Annotated in this window: 19 protein-coding genes; 12 read left to right on the top strand and 7 right to left on the bottom strand. The window is 31.6% G+C overall.

The genetic code is table 11. The features are described 5' to 3' along the window. The first annotated feature begins 7 nt into the window (after positions 1-7). The 6 genes from DZ64_RS0103510 (at position 8) to flgK (ending at position 5,671) form a co-directional block, all read left to right on the top strand. Entirely contained in the window at positions 8-1,249 is a 1,242-nt protein-coding gene (locus DZ64_RS0103510) for an MFS transporter (RefSeq protein WP_024789454.1), read from the top strand. Between the two features lie 258 nt (positions 1,250-1,507). Beyond that, positions 1,508-2,506, top strand: a complete 999-nt coding sequence (locus tag DZ64_RS0103515; RefSeq protein ID WP_024789455.1) for a flagellar basal body P-ring protein FlgI — start codon at positions 1,508-1,510, stop codon at positions 2,504-2,506. A 48-nt stretch (positions 2,507-2,554) separates the two neighbouring features. Further along, positions 2,555-2,827, top strand: a complete 273-nt coding sequence (locus DZ64_RS0103520) for a rod-binding protein (protein WP_024787252.1) — start codon at positions 2,555-2,557, stop codon at positions 2,825-2,827. Positions 2,828-2,885: 58 nt separating this feature from the next. After that, positions 2,886-3,065 (top strand): flagellar biosynthesis anti-sigma factor FlgM, encoded by a 180-nt coding sequence (locus DZ64_RS0103525; RefSeq protein ID WP_024787253.1) that lies wholly within the window; start codon positions 2,886-2,888, stop codon positions 3,063-3,065. 31 nt (positions 3,066-3,096) lie between these two features. Beyond that, a complete protein-coding gene (locus DZ64_RS0103530; protein WP_024787254.1) occupies positions 3,097-3,507 on the top strand; it encodes a hypothetical protein in 411 nt (136 codons plus the stop codon). 1 nt (position 3,508) lies between these two features. Then, positions 3,509-5,671: a flagellar hook-associated protein FlgK gene (flgK, locus tag DZ64_RS0103535; protein WP_024789456.1), complete on the top strand. Its 2,163-nt coding sequence runs from the start codon at positions 3,509-3,511 to the stop codon at positions 5,669-5,671. Here flgK and DZ64_RS0103540 read toward each other — a convergent pair. Next, complete coding sequence (locus DZ64_RS0103540; RefSeq protein ID WP_024787255.1) at positions 5,664-6,308, bottom strand: hypothetical protein; 645 nt, start codon at positions 6,306-6,308, stop codon at positions 5,664-5,666. The genes flgK and DZ64_RS0103540 overlap by 8 nt on opposite strands. 48 nt (positions 6,309-6,356) lie before the next feature. On the opposite strand from DZ64_RS0103540, the gene DZ64_RS0103545 reads away from it, so the two are divergent. From DZ64_RS0103545 to DZ64_RS0103555, 3 genes are all read left to right on the top strand, one after another. Beyond that, a complete protein-coding gene (locus DZ64_RS0103545; RefSeq protein ID WP_024789457.1) occupies positions 6,357-7,088 on the top strand; it encodes a TIGR02757 family protein in 732 nt (243 codons plus the stop codon). Positions 7,089-7,153: 65 nt separating this feature from the next. Beyond that, the gene (locus DZ64_RS0103550) at positions 7,154-7,840 is read left to right on the top strand and encodes a F0F1 ATP synthase subunit A (RefSeq protein WP_024789458.1); all 687 of its coding nucleotides are present in this window, start codon (positions 7,154-7,156) and stop codon (positions 7,838-7,840) included. A gap of 25 nt (positions 7,841-7,865) precedes the next feature. Further along, positions 7,866-8,384 carry a thiamine phosphate synthase gene (locus DZ64_RS0103555; protein WP_024787258.1) on the top strand — a complete coding sequence of 173 codons (519 nt, stop codon included), beginning with the start codon at positions 7,866-7,868 and terminating at the stop codon, positions 8,382-8,384. Between the two features lie 61 nt (positions 8,385-8,445). Here the strand turns inward: DZ64_RS0103555 and DZ64_RS0103560 are convergent, their stop codons facing one another. Beyond that, positions 8,446-9,273 (bottom strand): prephenate dehydrogenase, encoded by an 828-nt coding sequence (locus DZ64_RS0103560; protein ID WP_024787259.1) that lies wholly within the window; start codon positions 9,271-9,273, stop codon positions 8,446-8,448. A 70-nt stretch (positions 9,274-9,343) separates the two neighbouring features. On the opposite strand from DZ64_RS0103560, the gene bamA reads away from it, so the two are divergent. Next, positions 9,344-11,527 carry an outer membrane protein assembly factor BamA gene (gene bamA, locus DZ64_RS0103565; protein WP_024789459.1) on the top strand — a complete coding sequence of 728 codons (2,184 nt, stop codon included), beginning with the start codon at positions 9,344-9,346 and terminating at the stop codon, positions 11,525-11,527. Here bamA and flhB read toward each other — a convergent pair. Further along, positions 11,519-12,568 carry a flagellar biosynthesis protein FlhB gene (gene flhB, locus DZ64_RS10580; protein WP_035003090.1) on the bottom strand — a complete coding sequence of 350 codons (1,050 nt, stop codon included), beginning with the start codon at positions 12,566-12,568 and terminating at the stop codon, positions 11,519-11,521. The genes bamA and flhB overlap by 9 nt on opposite strands. A gap of 53 nt (positions 12,569-12,621) precedes the next feature. Here flhB and bioD point away from each other — a divergent pair, with 53 nt between their 5' ends. Then, positions 12,622-13,227 (top strand): dethiobiotin synthase, encoded by a 606-nt coding sequence (gene bioD / locus DZ64_RS0103575; RefSeq protein WP_255327537.1) that lies wholly within the window; start codon positions 12,622-12,624, stop codon positions 13,225-13,227. Continuing rightward, a complete protein-coding gene (locus DZ64_RS0103580; RefSeq protein ID WP_156922610.1) occupies positions 13,228-13,632 on the top strand; it encodes a hotdog domain-containing protein in 405 nt (134 codons plus the stop codon). On the opposite strand, the gene DZ64_RS0103585 is transcribed toward DZ64_RS0103580, so the two are convergent. Genes DZ64_RS0103585 through DZ64_RS0103600 form a run of 4 tightly spaced genes read right to left on the bottom strand, consistent with a single transcriptional unit; the run spans position 13,633 to position 17,315 of the window. After that, entirely contained in the window at positions 13,633-15,033 is a 1,401-nt protein-coding gene (locus DZ64_RS0103585) for a DEAD/DEAH box helicase (protein ID WP_024789462.1), read from the bottom strand. Positions 15,034-15,050: 17 nt separating this feature from the next. Then, positions 15,051-15,599, bottom strand: a complete 549-nt coding sequence (locus tag DZ64_RS0103590; protein ID WP_024789463.1) for a DUF2393 family protein — start codon at positions 15,597-15,599, stop codon at positions 15,051-15,053. Beyond that, positions 15,596-16,264, bottom strand: a complete 669-nt coding sequence (hisIE, locus tag DZ64_RS0103595; protein ID WP_024789464.1) for a bifunctional phosphoribosyl-AMP cyclohydrolase/phosphoribosyl-ATP diphosphatase HisIE — start codon at positions 16,262-16,264, stop codon at positions 15,596-15,598. Before hisIE ends, DZ64_RS0103590 begins: the two co-directional genes overlap by 4 nt. Next, a complete protein-coding gene (locus tag DZ64_RS0103600) occupies positions 16,254-17,315 on the bottom strand; it encodes a prohibitin family protein (protein WP_024789465.1) in 1,062 nt (353 codons plus the stop codon). The genes hisIE and DZ64_RS0103600 overlap by 11 nt, the downstream gene beginning before the upstream one ends. Between the last annotated feature and the right edge of the window lie 2 nt (positions 17,316-17,317).

Genomic DNA, 17,317 nt, shown 5'->3' on the forward strand with positions numbered 1-17,317 from the left:
GATATAAATGGTCTATTTAAGTCTTTTAATGGCTATAAGGTTTTTGGGGCTTTTTATTGTTATGCCGCTTTTATCGTTATATGCATTAAGTTTAAACGGGGCAAATGCGTTTAATGTGGGTGTGGCGATGGGGGCATATGCCCTTTCACAGGTTTTTTTACAGATTCCTTTCGGCAGATGGGCCGATAATTATGATAAAAAAAAGATTTTAATAACAGGCCTTTCATTGCTATTTTTGGGAAGCATAGTCTGTGCGTTTTCAACAGACATATATATGCTGATTTTTGGTAGGCTTTTACAGGGTGCTGGCGCAATAGGAGGTGTAATTCTGGCTTATATAGCGGATTTGACCGATGAAAACACAAGGGCAAAATCATTTGCAAAAATGGGACAGTTTATTGCCCTGAGTTTTGCGCTTTCTATGGTTTTGGGACCTACCGTAGGTGCAAAATGGGGGGTTGACAAACTGTTTTTACTGACCGCACTTTTAGCACTGTTTTCAATCTGGCTGGTTACCAAAAAAATTCCGAATCCACCAAAAATTGTCCATCATCAGGCAAAAGCCACTTTAAAAGAAGTCTTAACGCATAGGGAGCTTTTAAAACTTTTTTTCTCTGGTTTTATGCAAAAAGGTCTTATGACTGTCTTTTTTATGATTACTCCTATTGTTTTTACAAAAAATCTCGGCTGGGATAAAATGGATTTATGGAAAGTTTATATTCCGGCATTGATTATAGGTATTTTCGCACTGCCTCTCGGTGCAATTTTGGCTGAAAAAAAAGAAAAAGGAAAACTTGTTTTTATTTTAAGCGCCGGTTTAATAACGATATCTTTGTTTTTATATTCAATTGAAAATATTATCAGTGATTTTTTGGCGGTAATAATATTCTTTTTCGGATTCAATATGCTCGAGCCTGTTCTTCAAAGTTTTGTAAGCAAAGTGGCAAGGGCAAATCAGAAAGCAACCGCACTTTCAACATCAAACACTATTCAATATTTAGGAATTTTTTTAGGCGGTGCGGGGGCAGGTATTTTTATGAAATACAATTTATTAAATTTGTTTTTAATTTTAAGCGCAATTATCGGAATCTTATGGATAATAGCGCTTATTAAAATGAAACCTGTTAAAAAATTCAAAATCGTGGAATATAAAAATTTTGATAAAGACTTTATTGAAGAGCTTAAAACAGAAAAAAATGTATATGATTTTTATGAAAAAGATGGAATTTTAATAGTTAGGTATTTTTAATTGCTTAGGTGAATAGTGAGTGGTGAGTAGTGAGTTTTAGGCTGTCAAGTGGCTAAGTATCAAGTTAAGAATGTAAAGTAAAAAGTGAAATTTTACATTTTTAACTTTTCACTATTTATTATTTAAATATCTTCTCTCAATTCACAACTCACCACTCACAACTCACCACTCACAACTCACAACTCACCACTCACCATTTTCACCACTCACTATATAATTGGAACGAAATTTGCTGCTTTTAAATAAAAAAGGCTTTAAATGTCAGCAAAAGTCGACGGTTTTGAAAAATTTTTGGCAATTATGTTTTTTACAATTTTTTATATGTTCATTTCCATCAATCTTTTTGCCGATAAAATTAAAAATATTTCATCAATAATAGGTGTAAGGGACAACCAACTAATCGGGTACGGACTCGTTGTAGGATTAGACGGCACCGGAGATTCGACATCTTCAAAATTCACAAATCAGACTCTTTCAAACTTACTTAAAAATGTAAATGTAAAACTTGACCCAAAAGACATAAAATCAAAAAATGTAGCTGCCGTAATGGTAACTGCAACCCTGCCGCCGTTTGCAAGGGAAGGAGATAAAATCGATGTGACAATATCCTCAATAGGTGACGCCACTTCTCTTGAAGGGGGAGTATTGCTTATTACACCGCTAAAAGGTGTAAACGGAAAAATTTATGCCCTGGCACAGGGGCCTGTAAGCATGGGAGGATTTAATCTAAAAGGAGGCTTAAAGCAAAAACATTTTACAACAACAGTAAAAATTCCAAACGGGGCTACGGTTGAGCGGGCGGTTGTATGGGATATATATCATCAGAATTTTGCCACTCTTTCACTTAAAAGAAGTGATTTTGATTTGGCTGTTAACATTCAGAATACATTAAATAATAAATTCCGCTCTCATGTCGCCGTTGCAGTTGATCCAAGAACAATAAAACTTAAAAAACCGCAAAAGCTTTCCATGCCGGAATTTTTGGCAGAGGTTGAGAATACCGATATCACTGCCCAAATGCCTGATGTTATTGTAATAGATGAAAGAACGGGAACAATAGTTGCTGGAAGTAATGTAACGGTAAAACCGACAGTTATTACTTACGGTGATTTTGTAATAAAAATTAAAAAAGAAACAACTATTTTAAATTTAACGCAGATGTTTCAAAAATTTAAAGCAACGCCGCAGGACATTATCGCTATTTTGGAAAACTTAAAAACCAGCAGCGCAATAAACGCAAAACTGATAATAAACTGATAATAAATCTTAGATGATGGATGTGTAAAATTTAAAAAGGAGAAGAAAATGAGCAATTACAATATAAACATAGGTATTCATCATAAAATAAATTTAAAAGAAAAAAATCTGAAAAAATTAAAACAAAACTGTAACGCATTTGAAAGTGAAATATTAAATTTTTTTTTAAAAAAAGCCTTAAAAGATGAATCAAAGCTTTTTCCCGAAACACCCGGGGAAAAAATTTACAAATCTATGCAAATAGAACAAATTTCAAAAGAGCTGGGCGGAAATTTCGGATATTCACAGCTTTTATTTAATTATTTAAAAAAAGATATTTAAAAAAATTTGAAATTTGCCGATATGGTTGGGTAGAATAACAATAAAAAAAGGTTTATAAATGATATCAAGAGTTGGAATAAATCAAACAAATTTAATATCTACCCAGCCAGAAAAAAAAGAAGTTAAAAAAACACAAAATTCTGGAAGGGTAGAAGAGATTAAAAAACAAATCGAAGCCGGAACATACAAAATAGACTTGGACAAAACAGCAAAAGCTTTAGCCAAAGCGCTTCTTTAATCTCTTCACCCTTCCCACAAAAGGAAGGGTTATGCTTACAAAAAAAATAAATGAAATAAATGATGTTTTAAACAATTTAATCTTTTTAACAAAAGAAGATATAACTGCTATAAAAAATGCAGACCACGAAACTATATTTTCACACACAAAAACAAAAGAAAATTTAGCCAAAAATTTTTCTTTTTTAAAAAGTGAAATAGATTCAATACTGCTAAGCAGAAACAAACCCATAGAAGAAATTTTTTCACCTCAGGAAGAAATTCTATTTGATGAATTCAGGGAAAATTTAAGCAAATTTAATTCCCTTCACAAAAAATTTTCTGTATTGGCCCTTGGTGTCGCAAATTTTTATAATGCACTTATGAATGAAATAAAAAATGAAAAACCTCTAAATTATAAAAATGAAAACATCTTAAATTCAAAACTCAGCTTAAAGGCATAAAATGGGAATTTCATCAGCTTTTAACATAGCACAGACCGGTCTAAACGCACATCAAAAGGCAATTGACGTAACCTCAAACAATATTGCAAACGCATCAAATAAGGCATATACAAGACAAAGGGCTGAATTTTCCACGCTTGGAGATGTAAACACCATCCCCGGCGATATAGGAATTGGGGTTCAGATAAAAAGCATTGTCCGGATAAAAGATATTTTTTTATTTAACAGGTTTACTCAAGCTTCGGCTAATTTACAGAATTTATCGGCTCAGGAAAAATACCTTCAGGAAATTTCAACATATTTCCCGGATACCACAGACAATGGTATATATAAAAATTTAAAAGATTTTTTTGATGCATGGCAAAATTTAGCATCAAACCCCAATGATTCAAGTGTAAAAGTAGATTTGGCATCAAAAACAAAAATTTTGGCTGATTCCATAAAACAGGTCAGAAATTCAATTACAGATATAAAGCAGAATATAAACAGCGAAATAAAAACGAAAACAGATGAAGCGAATGATATTATCAAAAAAATTTCCGAACTTAACAAAAACATATACGCAAATGAAGCAAACAATATTGACCATGCAAACGATTTAAGGGATGAAAGGGATAAACTTGAAAAAAGACTAAAAGAACTTTTAGATGTCAAAATTTATAAAAACGGATTAAAATCATTTAAAAGCGGGGGAAGTTCAAATATTGATTACGAAAAAAACTATTCCATTTCTCTTAGCGGATATCCTCTTCTTGACAATTCCACATATTATCCTATCAAACTGACGGACAATCACGGAGATGTGGATATAAATATTCAAAAAGAAGACCATACGCTCACTGATATTACAAATAATATAAACGGGGGTGAAATAGGAGGGCTGTTAAATATAAGAGGCAAAGAGATAAATGAAAAAGGTGAACCGACTGACGGAATAATAGGGGAAATTCTAAATAAACTCGATACTTTTGCAAGCAGCTTAATAAAAAATGTAAATTCTCTTTATTCCCAGGCGGCACAGTCGAATGCAGTGTCTGATCAGATAAATGTTCCAATAAGTATTTCCCATGATTTGGCCAACAAACCTTTAAGCTCTTTGAATAATATTTTATTACACCCTATAAGAAACGGAAAAATCACATTAAATATTTATGATGATAAAGGGAATTTTATTAAAAATATTTCAGTATCCGTTAACAAAAACGATTCATTAAACGATGTAATCAATAATATAAACAATGCTTTTAACTCAAACGGGATAACCGACACCCAGGCAAAACTCTTAAACGGGCAATTAAAATTTGTTAACAGTCAAAACGCTGAAGCTTCAAATGTATTGGTAAAAGATGACGGAAGTACGCTTTTTAGTGCAATGAATGAAATAGAATATCTGCCTATAAATAAAATAAATCAAACCCAACTTCCGCTTCCGATGGAAAACGGCTCTTTTGATTTAGTAGTATATAATGACAAAGGGAAAGAGTTAGCCAAAAGAAAAATTATTATCAACATGAATTCAAATGATCCTAAATATTCCACTATTGAGGGAATAGTTTCTCAAATTAATACACCAAATATCGACGATAACAACGACAATAATCCAGATAACGACGTTGACGATTACTATAACGCCGGTTATTTAAACGGAAAATTTATTCTTTCCAAAAAAACAGATGAAAATACATATGTGGGAATAGATGAAGACAGCGCAAAATTTGGAGGGGCTATTGGAATAAACAAATTTTTCACGGGAAACAACGCTGAAAATATAGATATAAAAAAAGAGCTTTACGAAACCCCGAGTAAAATTCAGGCAAATAAAACACCGAGCTCAGGAGACAATAAAATAGCGAATTCCATTTTACAGCTTCAGTTTGAAAAACTCAATTTTTATGAGAAAAACAATATTTCCAATGAAACTGTTTTTGAATATTACAGAAATATAACAGGAGAACTTGCCGATAAAACGAAAAACATATCTTCAAAAAAAGAAGTTGCCCAGACACTTATGACAAATATTTCAAACGAATATTACAGTGTCAGCGGGGTTAATATAGACGAAGAACTGATTAATCTGGAAAAATTTCAAAGAGGATATCAGGCAAATGCAAAAGTCATTACCACTATAAACCAGATGCTTGATAGCCTCTTTAATATCAGATAGATTTATCATAATCTATCTGAATAATATCTTCCAATAAATCCCATCCAAAATGCATAACATCAATTTCTGTTATTTTATCCAGATATTTTCCGTTATCATTCATAATGGTATATAATTCTGCCGTCATTTCGGACTTTGGATAAAAATTGCTCGCAACGACATCTTGTTTTTCCCCGTTCATTTCCACATTGTTTGGTAAAAGCAAATCACAAAATTTGTTATAAATTTCATTATCCGGTTTTTTAATGTCACAAGCGCTGTAGCCTATTTTTATTTCATTTATATCGGGATTTTTTTCATATTCAAAATATCCGTCGCCGTTTGTTTTTAAAAGCAGAATAATATCCCCCGTTTTAAAATTTTCATTTATTATTTTGTCAATATCTTTATTAATATAATCAATATCCTCCGCCGTAAAAATTTTATTTTCAATTTCTATTTCAATGCCCTCAGGATTGATTCCTGTCAAATCTTCATTTAAACTCAACGCTTCCGCTTCCCCGCTGTCAAGATAAGCCGCAACATTCTCTTTTAGTCTCTCAATTTCTTTTGAATCATCCAAATCGTAATCATCTAAATTTATAAGATATGAATAATCATAAATTTTAATAATATTCGTATCGCCTCTGATTATCATTTTGTCTCCTCTTTTTATATAATTATAACAAATTATCAAAGAGAAAAAATGGAAAAATTAAAAAAGAAATTAGACAGTTTGATAGATAACAATATTTATGAAATAAATGAAAAAAAACTCGATCCAATTATGATAGCCCAAAAACATAATGATGAATATATAGCGTTAACTGCAGCCCTCTTCTCCTACGGAAATGTAAAAGCCATTTTGAAATTTTTAAATTCAATTGATTTTAATTTTCTTGAAACAAAAAAAATACCGACAAATCTTTATTACCGTTTTCAGACCAAAGAAGACATATATCAGTTTTTTAAAGCATTAATCAGTATGAAAAAAGAATATTCTCTAAACGATTTGTTTTTAAAAGGTTATAAAAAAGAAAATAATGTAATTGACGGACTAAGAGAAATAATAAAAAAAATTTATGAAATTAATCCTTACAAATCAAAAGGATACGAATTTTTAATAGGCAAAATCCCAAGCAACAAAACCAAAGGCGTCAGCCCGTATAAAAGATGGAATATGTTTTTAAGATGGATGGTAAGAGACACTGAGCCTGATTTAGGATTATGGAAAAATGTTAAAAAAAGCGATTTAATTATTCCGCTCGATACGCATACCCATAAAGTTTCTTTAAAATACGGTTTATTAAAAAGAAAAACATATGATCTGGCAGCTGCTATAGAATTAAGTGAAAATTTAAAAAAATTTGATCCAACCGACCCTCTTAAATACGATTTTGCACTTTACCGAATAGGACAATTTAAAATAAATTTGTAAAAAAATTTAAAATTTATTTTAATTAAGCATTAAATTTGATACAATTACATAAAAAAGGACTTTATATGGAAGATAGAATTTGGCTGATTTTTGGATTTTTAGGCCATTCTCAGGAAGTTCAGCTAACAGTTCATGTTTTATTGGCGGCTTTTTTATCCGTTTTTGTTGCAAAACTTGCCACAAGAAATCTTCAAATTGTTCCAAACGGATGCCAAAATGTTATGGAAGCTGTAATTAACGGAATGCTATATGTAGGAGAAGATATTACAAACAAAAAAGTTGCAAGAAAATATCTTCCTCTTGCAGGAAGCCTTGCTATTTTTATTTTTATGGGTAACTTAATGGAAATAATCCCCGGATTCGAACCTCCTACCGGAAATGTTAATTTAACGCTTACCTTGGCATTAATCGTATTTTTTTATTATCATTTTGAAGGAATAAAATCTCAGGGAGTGGGACATTATATTGCCCATTTTGCAGGACCTGTAAAATGGCTCTCTCCCCTTATGTTCCCCGTTGAGGTAGTTTCTCATTTTTCAAGAATTATTTCCCTTGCATTCAGGCTTTTTGGTAACATTAAAGGTGACGATTTGTTTTTACTTGTTTTATTGATGTTGGCACCCTGGGTATTTCCTCTCGCAGGATTTGCCTTAATGAGCTTTTCTGCATTCTTACAGGCATTTATTTTTATGGTATTGACTTACGTATATATTTACGGAGCAGTAACAGGTCAGGAAGAAACACTCGAATAGGTAAAACCTATTCTTCTTCAATTTTATGCTAACTTATTTTATAACTGATCCCAAATATCCCCTTACAAATATATTTAACTCAATAAAAAAATATAAACCAAATTTTGTGTGTTACAGAAATAAAAAATATTTTGATGAAAATGAAATAATTGAATTTGTCAGTTTTGCCAAAAAATATTCAACTGTTTTTATAAATTATGATGATTTAAAAAATGATAAATTACTTCAATATTTTGACGGTATTCACTTTCCGACTTCTAAGATAAATTTAGCCCTAAATTATCCAGATAAATTAAAAATAGCTTCAGCCCATTCAATAGAAGAAGTAAAAAAAGCCAAAAATCTAGGATTTGATTATATTACTTTCTCTCCTGTATTTTATTCAAAAGGACGCAAAGGTGTAGGAATTGAAAAATTAAATGAAATTTGTGAAATTTTTCCAAACACCATAGCACTCGGCGGAATTATCAGCGAAAAAGAAGTAAAAGAAATTGAAAAATCAAAAGCCATTGGATTTGGTGGCATCAGATATTTTTTTCATTAAAAAATAAAATTCAATTTTTTCCTACTCACTACTCACCATTCACAATTCACTTTTACATCAACTACATTATCTTATGCAGTTTGTTTCCATTTTCCATCCAAATTCTGAGCTCGTCCCATTCACTGTTTTCTATTAAATTTTTTGCCAGTTTCAGCTCTTTTTTAAATGCTTCTATAGCCTTTAAAAGATTGCTTTTATTTTCTCTGAAAATGTCTTCCCACATTTTGGCATTGCTTTTTGCAAGCCTGCTCATATCTTTAAATCCACCTGCGGCAAGAGTAACAATATTTTCTCCCTCTTCCTGGTTTAAAACCGCATTTGCCAAAGAAAAACTTATGATATGCGGCATATGGGAAATAAAAGCCGCATGTCTGTCATGGGAAGAGGCTTTCATAAACTTTATTTTCATTTTTAAGTATTGGAACAAATCAATTGCCACTTCTTTTTGTTTTTTACCGCTATCTTCTATATCACAAACAACCATTATTTTATTTTCATACAAATCTTCTATTGCAGCGTTCGGGCCGGAATACTCCGTTCCGGCCATAGGATGGGAAGCAACCAGATTTTTTCTTATATTTTTTGGACACTCTTTTATGATTGTCTCTTTGGTAGAACCAAAATCTATAATACTCACATCATTTTTAAGCGGCATTTTCGAAAGTTCTTTTAATGCCGAAATAATCCCTCTTATCGGTACAGACAAAATAATAACGTCAGCTTTTATTAAATCAGAAAATTCAACTATTTCATCCACAAGGCCCAATGTTAAAGCCTCTTTTTGATGAAGGGGATTATGATCAACTCCTATAATTTTTTTGAAATAATTTTTTGAAGAAAGTGCGAAGCTCCCTCCCATTAGTCCCAAACCTACTACAGCGCAAACCATATAACCTCTTTTTGAAAAAATTATATCACATATTTGGTATAATTTCTCTTAATTTGAAAAAAGGATTATAATGAAGAAAATTATTTTTGCATCTTTACCTTTTATTTTATTTGCAAATATTAAAACAATAACTTATCAGGGTTTGATACATATATCCCCCGTTACGGCAAATACAATAATTTCTGTGCATCCTGGAGATGAATACAATATAAAAAAAATAGATGAAAGTATTAAAAAACTGTATGAGACAGGTTATTTTAAAAAAATAAAAGTTGATTACACCAACGATAAACTTACATTTATATGTCAGGAAAAACCAATTATTTCAAGACTGGAATTTGAAAACCTCTCAGAAGAACTTAAAAAACTTTTAAAAGAACAAAACATTCTTCCCAAAAAAGGAGAAATTTACAAAAAAGAAGTTTATGAAAAATTAACAGAATTTATCGAACAATATTATCTGGCAAAAAAATATTTTAACACATATATCAATATAGAAAAAACCTATATCAGCCCCACAAAACTTTATATAAAAGTAATAATTGTAAAAGGTAAAAAAATAGATATAAAAGAGGTTAATTTCTACGGTGCAAAACAGATAGATAAAAGCGATTTAATTGATTTAACAGAAAATCAGCCAAAGACCTTCTGGTCATTTTTACCAATCTTTAATTCAGGCGAGCTTAATGTATTCAAACTGCCTGAAGACAAGAACAATATACAAAATTATTATTTCAATTTAGGCTATATGGACTCAAAAGTGTCCATGCCTCTGGCCAAGGCAAATATTGATGATTACAAAGCCGTAATTGATTATAAAATACACGAGGGGAAAAGATATAAGGTAAAAAAAATAAATATAGACTATCCTAAAAATATTAAAGTAAAAATACCTGAGCTTGAATTAAAGTCCGACAAATATTTTAATGTATCGGCTCTTAGGGAAGATTTAAAGAATATAACACATGCTTTTCAAAATATAGGTTACGCTTATGTAAAAGTATTTCCTGAAATTAAAAAAAAAGGTGAATTTGCTTTTATTACCTATAAAGTGATACCGGGTGAAATTGTATATATTAGAAATGTGACAATTTCCGGAAACACAAAAACACTTGACAGGGTAATCAGAAGAAATATTTTTATAGCACCAGGAGAGAAATATTCTTACCAAAATATTACAGATTCAAAATACGCCCTTCAAAGAACAGGTTATTTAGAAGATGTAAATATAGAAGAAAATAAAGTATCCGATAACCAAATAGATTTAAACGTAAAAGTAAAAGAAGGCCTTAGCGGTTCATTAAAAGCCGGTATCAGCTACGGAAGTTATTCCAAATTCGGTGTTTCTTTTTCTATTACGGAAAAAGATATTTTTGGAAGCGGACAAAAACTCTCAGCCAGCGCCGATTTATCAGCAACCAGTAAAACTTATGCTTTTTCATTATATAATCCAAGGATATTTGACAGCAAATATTCAATGAACACATCTATTTTTAACAGTGAATTTGAAGGTATTTCATACACTTCCAAGAAAAAAGGGTTTACATTAGGCATCGGTAAAATGCTAAGCAGAAATTTAAGTTCAAATATTACATACGGATTTACAAAAACAAAATTAACTAATTACGATCAAAATTTAACATATTTAAAACCGACCAGTACAAAAAGCTATATTACCGGTTCGATAGGATACAATTCAACAGATAATTATTATTTTCCAACACTCGGAATGAATGCCGGTGCAAGTGTTGAATATGCCGGAATTGGGGGAGATGAAAAGTTTATAAAAACAATAGGCAGTTTTAAATATTTTTATCCTCTAAAAAATTCAACATATGAAACATATGCCGTATTAAAATACAGAATAAAAGCCGGGGTAATAAAAAACAACGGTTATTTACCCATCGATGAAAAATTTTATTTAGGCGGCATTGGAAGTGTAAGAGGTTTTGGGTCCTATTCTATTTCTCCTAAAGACAGCTACGGAAATTATATAGGTGGTAAATATGAATTTATAACAGGGCCCGAAATTTCCACACCTATAAACAGAAAAATAAAACTCTGGGCCAGCGCTTTTGTTGATTACGGTGCTGTAGGAGAGAATAGCTTAAATATTTCAAGAGCGTCAGCCGGTGTTGCAATTGATTGGATAACGCCGGTAGGACCCCTTACTTTAGTGTTTGCAAAACCTATTAAAAAAGAAGAAGGGGATGACACCAGAATATTTGACTTTTCCATTGGGGCATCATTTTGATTTAGCCCTGAATACATAAGCCAGAATTTCCGCCACAGCTTTGTATAATTTTGGCGGAATAATTTCATCCAAATCCACTAATTTATATAATTCTCTTGCAAGAGCTGGATTTTCCACAATCATTATTCCGTTTTCCCTTGCAATTTCTTTTATTTTTAGCGCCAAATGATTGGTTCCTTTTGCTATAACCATAGGAGCTTCGTCTTTAGTTTTATCATACCTCAGTGCCACTGCATAATGGGTAGGGTTTGTAATCACAACATCGGCTTTTGGAACTTCAGCTATCATTCTTTTTCTTGCCATCTCTCTTTGGAGTTGTCTTATTTTGGCTTTTATTTCAGGATTTCCTTCGGTCTGTTTGAATTCATCTTTAATTTCCTGTTTACTCATTCTGAGAGACTTTTTATAAGAGTATCTTTGATAAATAAAATCTATCAGGGCAAATACAAAAAAAACTCCAAGCATAGCCATTATAATTAAAGCAGCTTTATTTTCAAGCCATTTAATCTGATTGAAAAAATCCATAAGTTCAAGATTTGGAATTTGGGTAAAAAATGTCATAAAAATCCAAAAGCCCACCAAAAAAGAAATAAAAACCTTTAAAGTGATTTTAACCCCTTCTACCATTTTTTTTAAAGAAAAAAGATTTTTAAGACCTTTAAAAGGATTTAATTTATCAAATTTCGGAGTAATTGGTTTTGTGGTAAATAAAAAGCCAAACTGGCTTACATTTGCCAAAATTCCAGCAATTACTACAACTAAAAAAATAGGAAACATTACAACAAAAAAATAAAAAGCGCCTTTTATCAAAATATTAAAAATCAGATTTTTATTAAATTCTACACCTATAAAAGAATAAAAATATTTAAAAAAATCTTCAAAATAAAAAGCAATATACTTAACATAAAAAAACAGTACCAATAATGCCAAAAAAAGTACAATAAAACCTGCCGTTTCTATTGATTTTGGGACGTTTCCCTCTTCTCTAGCTTTTTGTATTTTACGCGAGGTGGGCTGCTCGGTTTTTTCTTCGTCAGCCATTAACTGCCTTTTTTATTATAATTATACAAATAAGTTTTGGAAAGAACATATTTATTTCGGCAGATAATACAAATTCCGGAAAAACATACGCCGCTATAAAACTTATTGAAGCTCTTTCAAAAAAAGGGTATAAAGTAGGCGTTATGAAGCCCGTTGAAACTGGAGTGGAAAAATATCCGGAAGATGGAAAAAAACTGTTTGAAGCAACATTAAAATACAATAAAAATTTAAATAACCTGAAACTAAAGGATATTGTGCCTATCCAGCTGCACCTTCCGGCAGCTCCTATTGTTGCGGGAGAGATTGATTTTAAAAAAATAAAAAAAGCTTATTATAAAATTAAACCATTATGTGATATTTTACTTATTGAAGGTGCCGGAGGGTTATTAGTTCCAGTAACAGAAAATTTTAAAATGCTAAATTTCTTAAATTTTTTTAATGCAAAACTTTTTTTAGTTATTTCAAGCCGTCTTGGAATGATTAATGAATTTTTATTAAATAAATTCTATTTGGAAAACAACAGTATTGATTATATCTGGGCTATTAATCTGTTTGATAAAAATTATTTTGATATATCCCATCCTTTTATGAAAAAATTCAATCCTATGTTTATTCAAAAAGATTTAGATAAAATAATAAAAAAATTATTAGGAGAATAAATGATAGAATTTGAAGTGGAATTAAAAACACATACAAAATATCTGCCTAAATTCGGAAGATTGATTGAGCTTAAAAAAGATTACGCAAAAGTAATATTGGATACCTCGGAAGAAATGGCTGTCGATGAGTATGGCTTAGTTCACGGAGGATTTACATTCTCGGCAGCTGATTTTTGTGCCATGGCCACTGTAAACGAACCTTATGTTGTACTGGTCAGAAGCCAAAATGAATTTTTGGGCCCTGTTAAAGTGGGTGAAAGTGTTGTATTTGAAAGTGAAGTAATGATGAAAGAAAAAAGAAAATGGGAAGTGAAAGTAACAGGAAAAATAGATGAGATTAAAGTTTTTGAAGGGATTTTCGGATGTGTTGTTTTAGATAAACACGTATTAAAGAAAAATGTATAATTATCTTCTTCTCCCTCTATTATATCTGTTGCCTCTTTGATTCCTGTTTTTATAATTTCTTCTGCCTGAATTAGAATTGGAGCTATTAAATTTTTCTCTTTCAATCAATCTTTTTGCCTCTTTTAAACTTTTACCTATTCTTTCTTTTCCTTTTGCTTCTTTTTCAAAAAGCATAGCCGCAAATTTAGCTGCAATTGTAAATAAATCAAATTCATTTTGAAGTTCTTCTATGATTTCTATAGATTTCGGACTTGCGTCAGTATTATTAATTTTTTCTATTATTTTTTTAATTTCTGTATTTTTAACATCTTCAAGTGTAGGTATTTCTTTAAGAGTTATTTTCGAAATTTTTTCTATCCTGCTAAGAGCTTTAAATTCATACGGAGTAACAAGTGAAATAGCCATCCCCTCTTTCCCTGCTCTTCCTGTTCTTCCAATTCTATGAACATAACTTTCAGGATCAAGAGGCAAATGATAATTAAACACGTGAGATACGTCGTTAACATCAAGCCCTCTTGCAGCCACATCTGTAGCTACCAATATATCAAGTTTATTGGTTTTAAAATTTCTTATAATAGTTTCTCTTTTCCTCTGCTCCATATCTCCGTGAAGTCCGCTTGCATTTAATCCAATGCCCTTTAAATATTCTGCAACATCATCCACATCTCTTTTTGTTCTACAAAACACTATAGCCTTACTTGGGGCTTTATAATCAATAAGTCTGATTAACGCATCTTTTCTTTCATGCTCATCAATAACATAACAATATTCTTTAATGTTTTCATTTGTTACGTTTTGTTTTGTAATTTTTACAAATTCAGGCTCTTTTAAAAATGTTTTTGCAAGGTTTAAAATCTCTTTTGGCATTGTTGCGCTGAAAAGCAGTTTTTGGGCATTGTTTGGAACAAATTTGAAAATTTCTTTTATATCATCCAAAAAGCCCATATCAAGCATTTCATCTGCTTCATCAAGCACAACAAATTTAGGTGCTATATCTATTTTACCACTGTTAAGTAAATCAATAAGTCTTCCTGGTGTTGCAACTATAACCTGAGAAGTTTTTATCTGTGAAATCTGTCTATTGTAACTACTTCCTCCGTATACACTAGCCGTATGAATTCTCAAATCTCTGCCGTATCTGAATATTTCTTCACTTACCTGAATAGCAAGTTCTCTTGTAGGGGTTACAATTAATGCTTTCTCGCCTTTCTTAAGCATATTTAAAATGGGAAGTCCGAATGCAGCCGTTTTACCGGTTCCTGTCTGGGCCTGTGCCACTATATCTTTTCCTTCTAAAATTAGAGGAATCGCTTTCTCCTGAATAGGAGAAGGTTTTTCAAACCCAATCTCACTTAATCTATGCAATAATTCTTTTTTTAAATTAAAATCGCTAAAATTCATCTGTTTCCTTTTTATTTTTAATGACAATACAACTTATAATTAATATAGGTGTTTGTAAAATAGGGAGGATAAGGCACAATGGCAGAAAAATTTTTAATCTCTCCGGGAAGCAAATTTTTTACAATTATTCTTGTCGTTTTAACAGTATTTGGTTTTTGCTGCTGTTTTTCTTTTGCTCCAAATATACTAAGGCCTCCAGATTTAAAAAAAGTTCCTTTTGGAACCTTTCCGCCCCATCCGTTATTTACAAGTTTTATTTCAAGCTTGCAATAATTTATTTTAAATTTACCTATATTTTTAACTTTACCTTTAACTACTAACGTTTCATTGATAAGCACTCTTCTGTTTCTAACATCAATCAGTTCGGCTTTTTTAGTATATTTTTCCAAAATAATAATACTAAGTACCGCACCAAAAGACGTAACCAAAAAAGAAGCAAATATCATACTTATAACAAGCCCGGTTTTATTACCGGCAGCTTTAATGGATAAAAAAGTCAAAAATATAAATAAAATTAAAAAAAAAGCCAGGCTGAGCCAGTGAAGAAATGTGAAATAGGGAATCATTTTTTTCGGTTCCTTTTTTCTTCTATACCGCTTACGCCTTCTCTTCTTTTCAGCTCTTCCAAAATAGCCTCCGGATGTATATTTTTATACGCCAGGGCCACTAAAGCATGAAAAGCCAAATCAGCCGCTTCATAAATTATTTCATCTTTTTTATCATCTTTAATAGCAAAACAAAATTCACCTGCTTCTTCAACAACTTTTTTAAGTATTGTATTTTCACCTTTTTTGTATAAAGAGGCTACATAAGAAGTTTTGGGCGAAGCGTTTTTTCTATCAAGTAAAGTATGATAAAGCTTATCTGTGAAATTATACTCTATTTCTTCTTTTTTGTCGAGTATTATTTCACCGCTGTCCAATTTTGTAAAAAAACATGATTTCCTGCCTGTATGACAGGCAACTCCGTTTTGTTTCACTTTAAGTAAAAGTGTATCATTATCACAGTCAAGCAAAATTTCTTTAACTTCCTGGGTGTTGCCGCTGCTTTCCCCTTTTTTCCAGAGTTTATTTCGAGAACGTGAAAAATAGTGAGCAAATCCTGTTTTTTGGGTAAGTTCAAGTGCTTCTTTATTCATATACGCAAGCATTAAAACTTCATTTGTATCCGCTTCCTGAACTATTACAGGCACAAGCCCTCCGTTTTTTTCAAAATCAACTTTATTTACCATTACTCAAAGCCTTTTTTTTATCATCGATATTCATCCATATATTAGGAACCGCCCCGCCTGGAGTTAGAAAAATTTTAGCATTTGGATTTGCTTTTAAGGCTTCGTTAAATTTACCCTGAACTTCTATTTCTTTAAGTTTTAACAAATTATTTGTAAGTGATTTGGAAATAATTATATTTGCTTTTGCTTCAGCGCTGGCTTCAATAAGTTTTGCATCAGCTTTCCCCTGGGCTTCTATTTTTGCCGCATTGGCTTTACCCTGTGCTATTGCCGCTTGTTTCTGGGCTTCCTGCTCGGCTCTTAACACTTCATATTTTGCCCTTTCGGATTCTTGTTTTGCAATTTGAACCCTTTCTATCTGTTTTCTTATATTTTCAGGCAAAACAATATCCCTTAATTGAAAACTTTCAAAAATTACAGGCTTATGGTCTATTTTATTTAACGTGTCTCTTATTTGTGTTTCTATCTGCATGGCAATTTCATTTCTTTTTACAGGTAAATCTTCGGCCGGGTATTTTCCTATTACATTTCTTACCACATCTCTGACTATAGGATTAATTATTTTATCTTCCCAGTTCAGACCGTATGTTTTTATGGTATAAGCCGCTTCATCGGGGTTAATCCTGTAACTAACAGAAAGTTCAACTGTAATAGGCAGACCTCTTGCATCAAGCACGTTAATAGCGGGATAAACTTTTATTGTTCCGTATCTGTCGGGCATAGTTCCGGCTTCTTGTATTCTTTTATAACTTATCATATGAACCTTGGTATCTACAATAATAACTTTTTGAATAACAGGGACATAAAAATGCATTCCGGGATATAGCGGCTCTTTGGAAAATTTTCCCGTAGTTGCTAAAATACCGATTTCTCCTTCGTTTACAATAATCCAAGGTCTGAATAAAATTCCAAAAACAATGATTATCCCTATTATGATTAAAGCGAGACCGCTGCCTCCTTTTATAAATTTCGGAGGTTCAAACTTCGGAGGTTCGAAACTCGGTTTTTTGTTATTGTTTTTATTCATCCAATCATTTAAATCAGCCGGCATAA

This window comes from Lebetimonas sp. JH292 (assembly GCF_000523275.1).
Lineage (GTDB): Bacteria > Campylobacterota > Campylobacteria > Campylobacterales > Nautiliaceae > Lebetimonas.

What these genes read in the sequence shown, in the direction of transcription:
- DZ64_RS0103510 (WP_024789454.1), top strand. Translation starts at nt 8, where the DNA reads ATGGTCTATTTAAGTCTTTTAATGGCTATAAGGTTTTTGGGGCTTTTT.
- DZ64_RS0103515 (WP_024789455.1), top strand. Translation starts at nt 1,508, where the DNA reads ATGTCAGCAAAAGTCGACGGTTTTGAAAAATTTTTGGCAATTATGTTT.
- DZ64_RS0103520 (WP_024787252.1), top strand. Translation starts at nt 2,555, where the DNA reads ATGAGCAATTACAATATAAACATAGGTATTCATCATAAAATAAATTTA.
- DZ64_RS0103525 (WP_024787253.1), top strand. Translation starts at nt 2,886, where the DNA reads ATGATATCAAGAGTTGGAATAAATCAAACAAATTTAATATCTACCCAG.
- DZ64_RS0103530 (WP_024787254.1), top strand. Translation starts at nt 3,097, where the DNA reads ATGCTTACAAAAAAAATAAATGAAATAAATGATGTTTTAAACAATTTA.
- flgK (WP_024789456.1), top strand. Translation starts at nt 3,509, where the DNA reads ATGGGAATTTCATCAGCTTTTAACATAGCACAGACCGGTCTAAACGCA.
- DZ64_RS0103540 (WP_024787255.1), bottom strand. Translation starts at nt 6,308, where the DNA reads ATGATAATCAGAGGCGATACGAATATTATTAAAATTTATGATTATTCA.
- DZ64_RS0103545 (WP_024789457.1), top strand. Translation starts at nt 6,357, where the DNA reads ATGGAAAAATTAAAAAAGAAATTAGACAGTTTGATAGATAACAATATT.
- DZ64_RS0103550 (WP_024789458.1), top strand. Translation starts at nt 7,154, where the DNA reads ATGGAAGATAGAATTTGGCTGATTTTTGGATTTTTAGGCCATTCTCAG.
- DZ64_RS0103555 (WP_024787258.1), top strand. Translation starts at nt 7,866, where the DNA reads ATGCTAACTTATTTTATAACTGATCCCAAATATCCCCTTACAAATATA.
- DZ64_RS0103560 (WP_024787259.1), bottom strand. Translation starts at nt 9,273, where the DNA reads ATGGTTTGCGCTGTAGTAGGTTTGGGACTAATGGGAGGGAGCTTCGCA.
- bamA (WP_024789459.1), top strand. Translation starts at nt 9,344, where the DNA reads ATGAAGAAAATTATTTTTGCATCTTTACCTTTTATTTTATTTGCAAAT.
- flhB (WP_035003090.1), bottom strand. Translation starts at nt 12,568, where the DNA reads ATGGCTGACGAAGAAAAAACCGAGCAGCCCACCTCGCGTAAAATACAA.
- DZ64_RS0103580 (WP_156922610.1), top strand. Translation starts at nt 13,228, where the DNA reads ATGATAGAATTTGAAGTGGAATTAAAAACACATACAAAATATCTGCCT.
- DZ64_RS0103585 (WP_024789462.1), bottom strand. Translation starts at nt 15,033, where the DNA reads ATGAATTTTAGCGATTTTAATTTAAAAAAAGAATTATTGCATAGATTA.
- DZ64_RS0103590 (WP_024789463.1), bottom strand. Translation starts at nt 15,599, where the DNA reads ATGATTCCCTATTTCACATTTCTTCACTGGCTCAGCCTGGCTTTTTTT.
- hisIE (WP_024789464.1), bottom strand. Translation starts at nt 16,264, where the DNA reads ATGGTAAATAAAGTTGATTTTGAAAAAAACGGAGGGCTTGTGCCTGTA.
- DZ64_RS0103600 (WP_024789465.1), bottom strand. Translation starts at nt 17,315, where the DNA reads ATGCCGGCTGATTTAAATGATTGGATGAATAAAAACAATAACAAAAAA.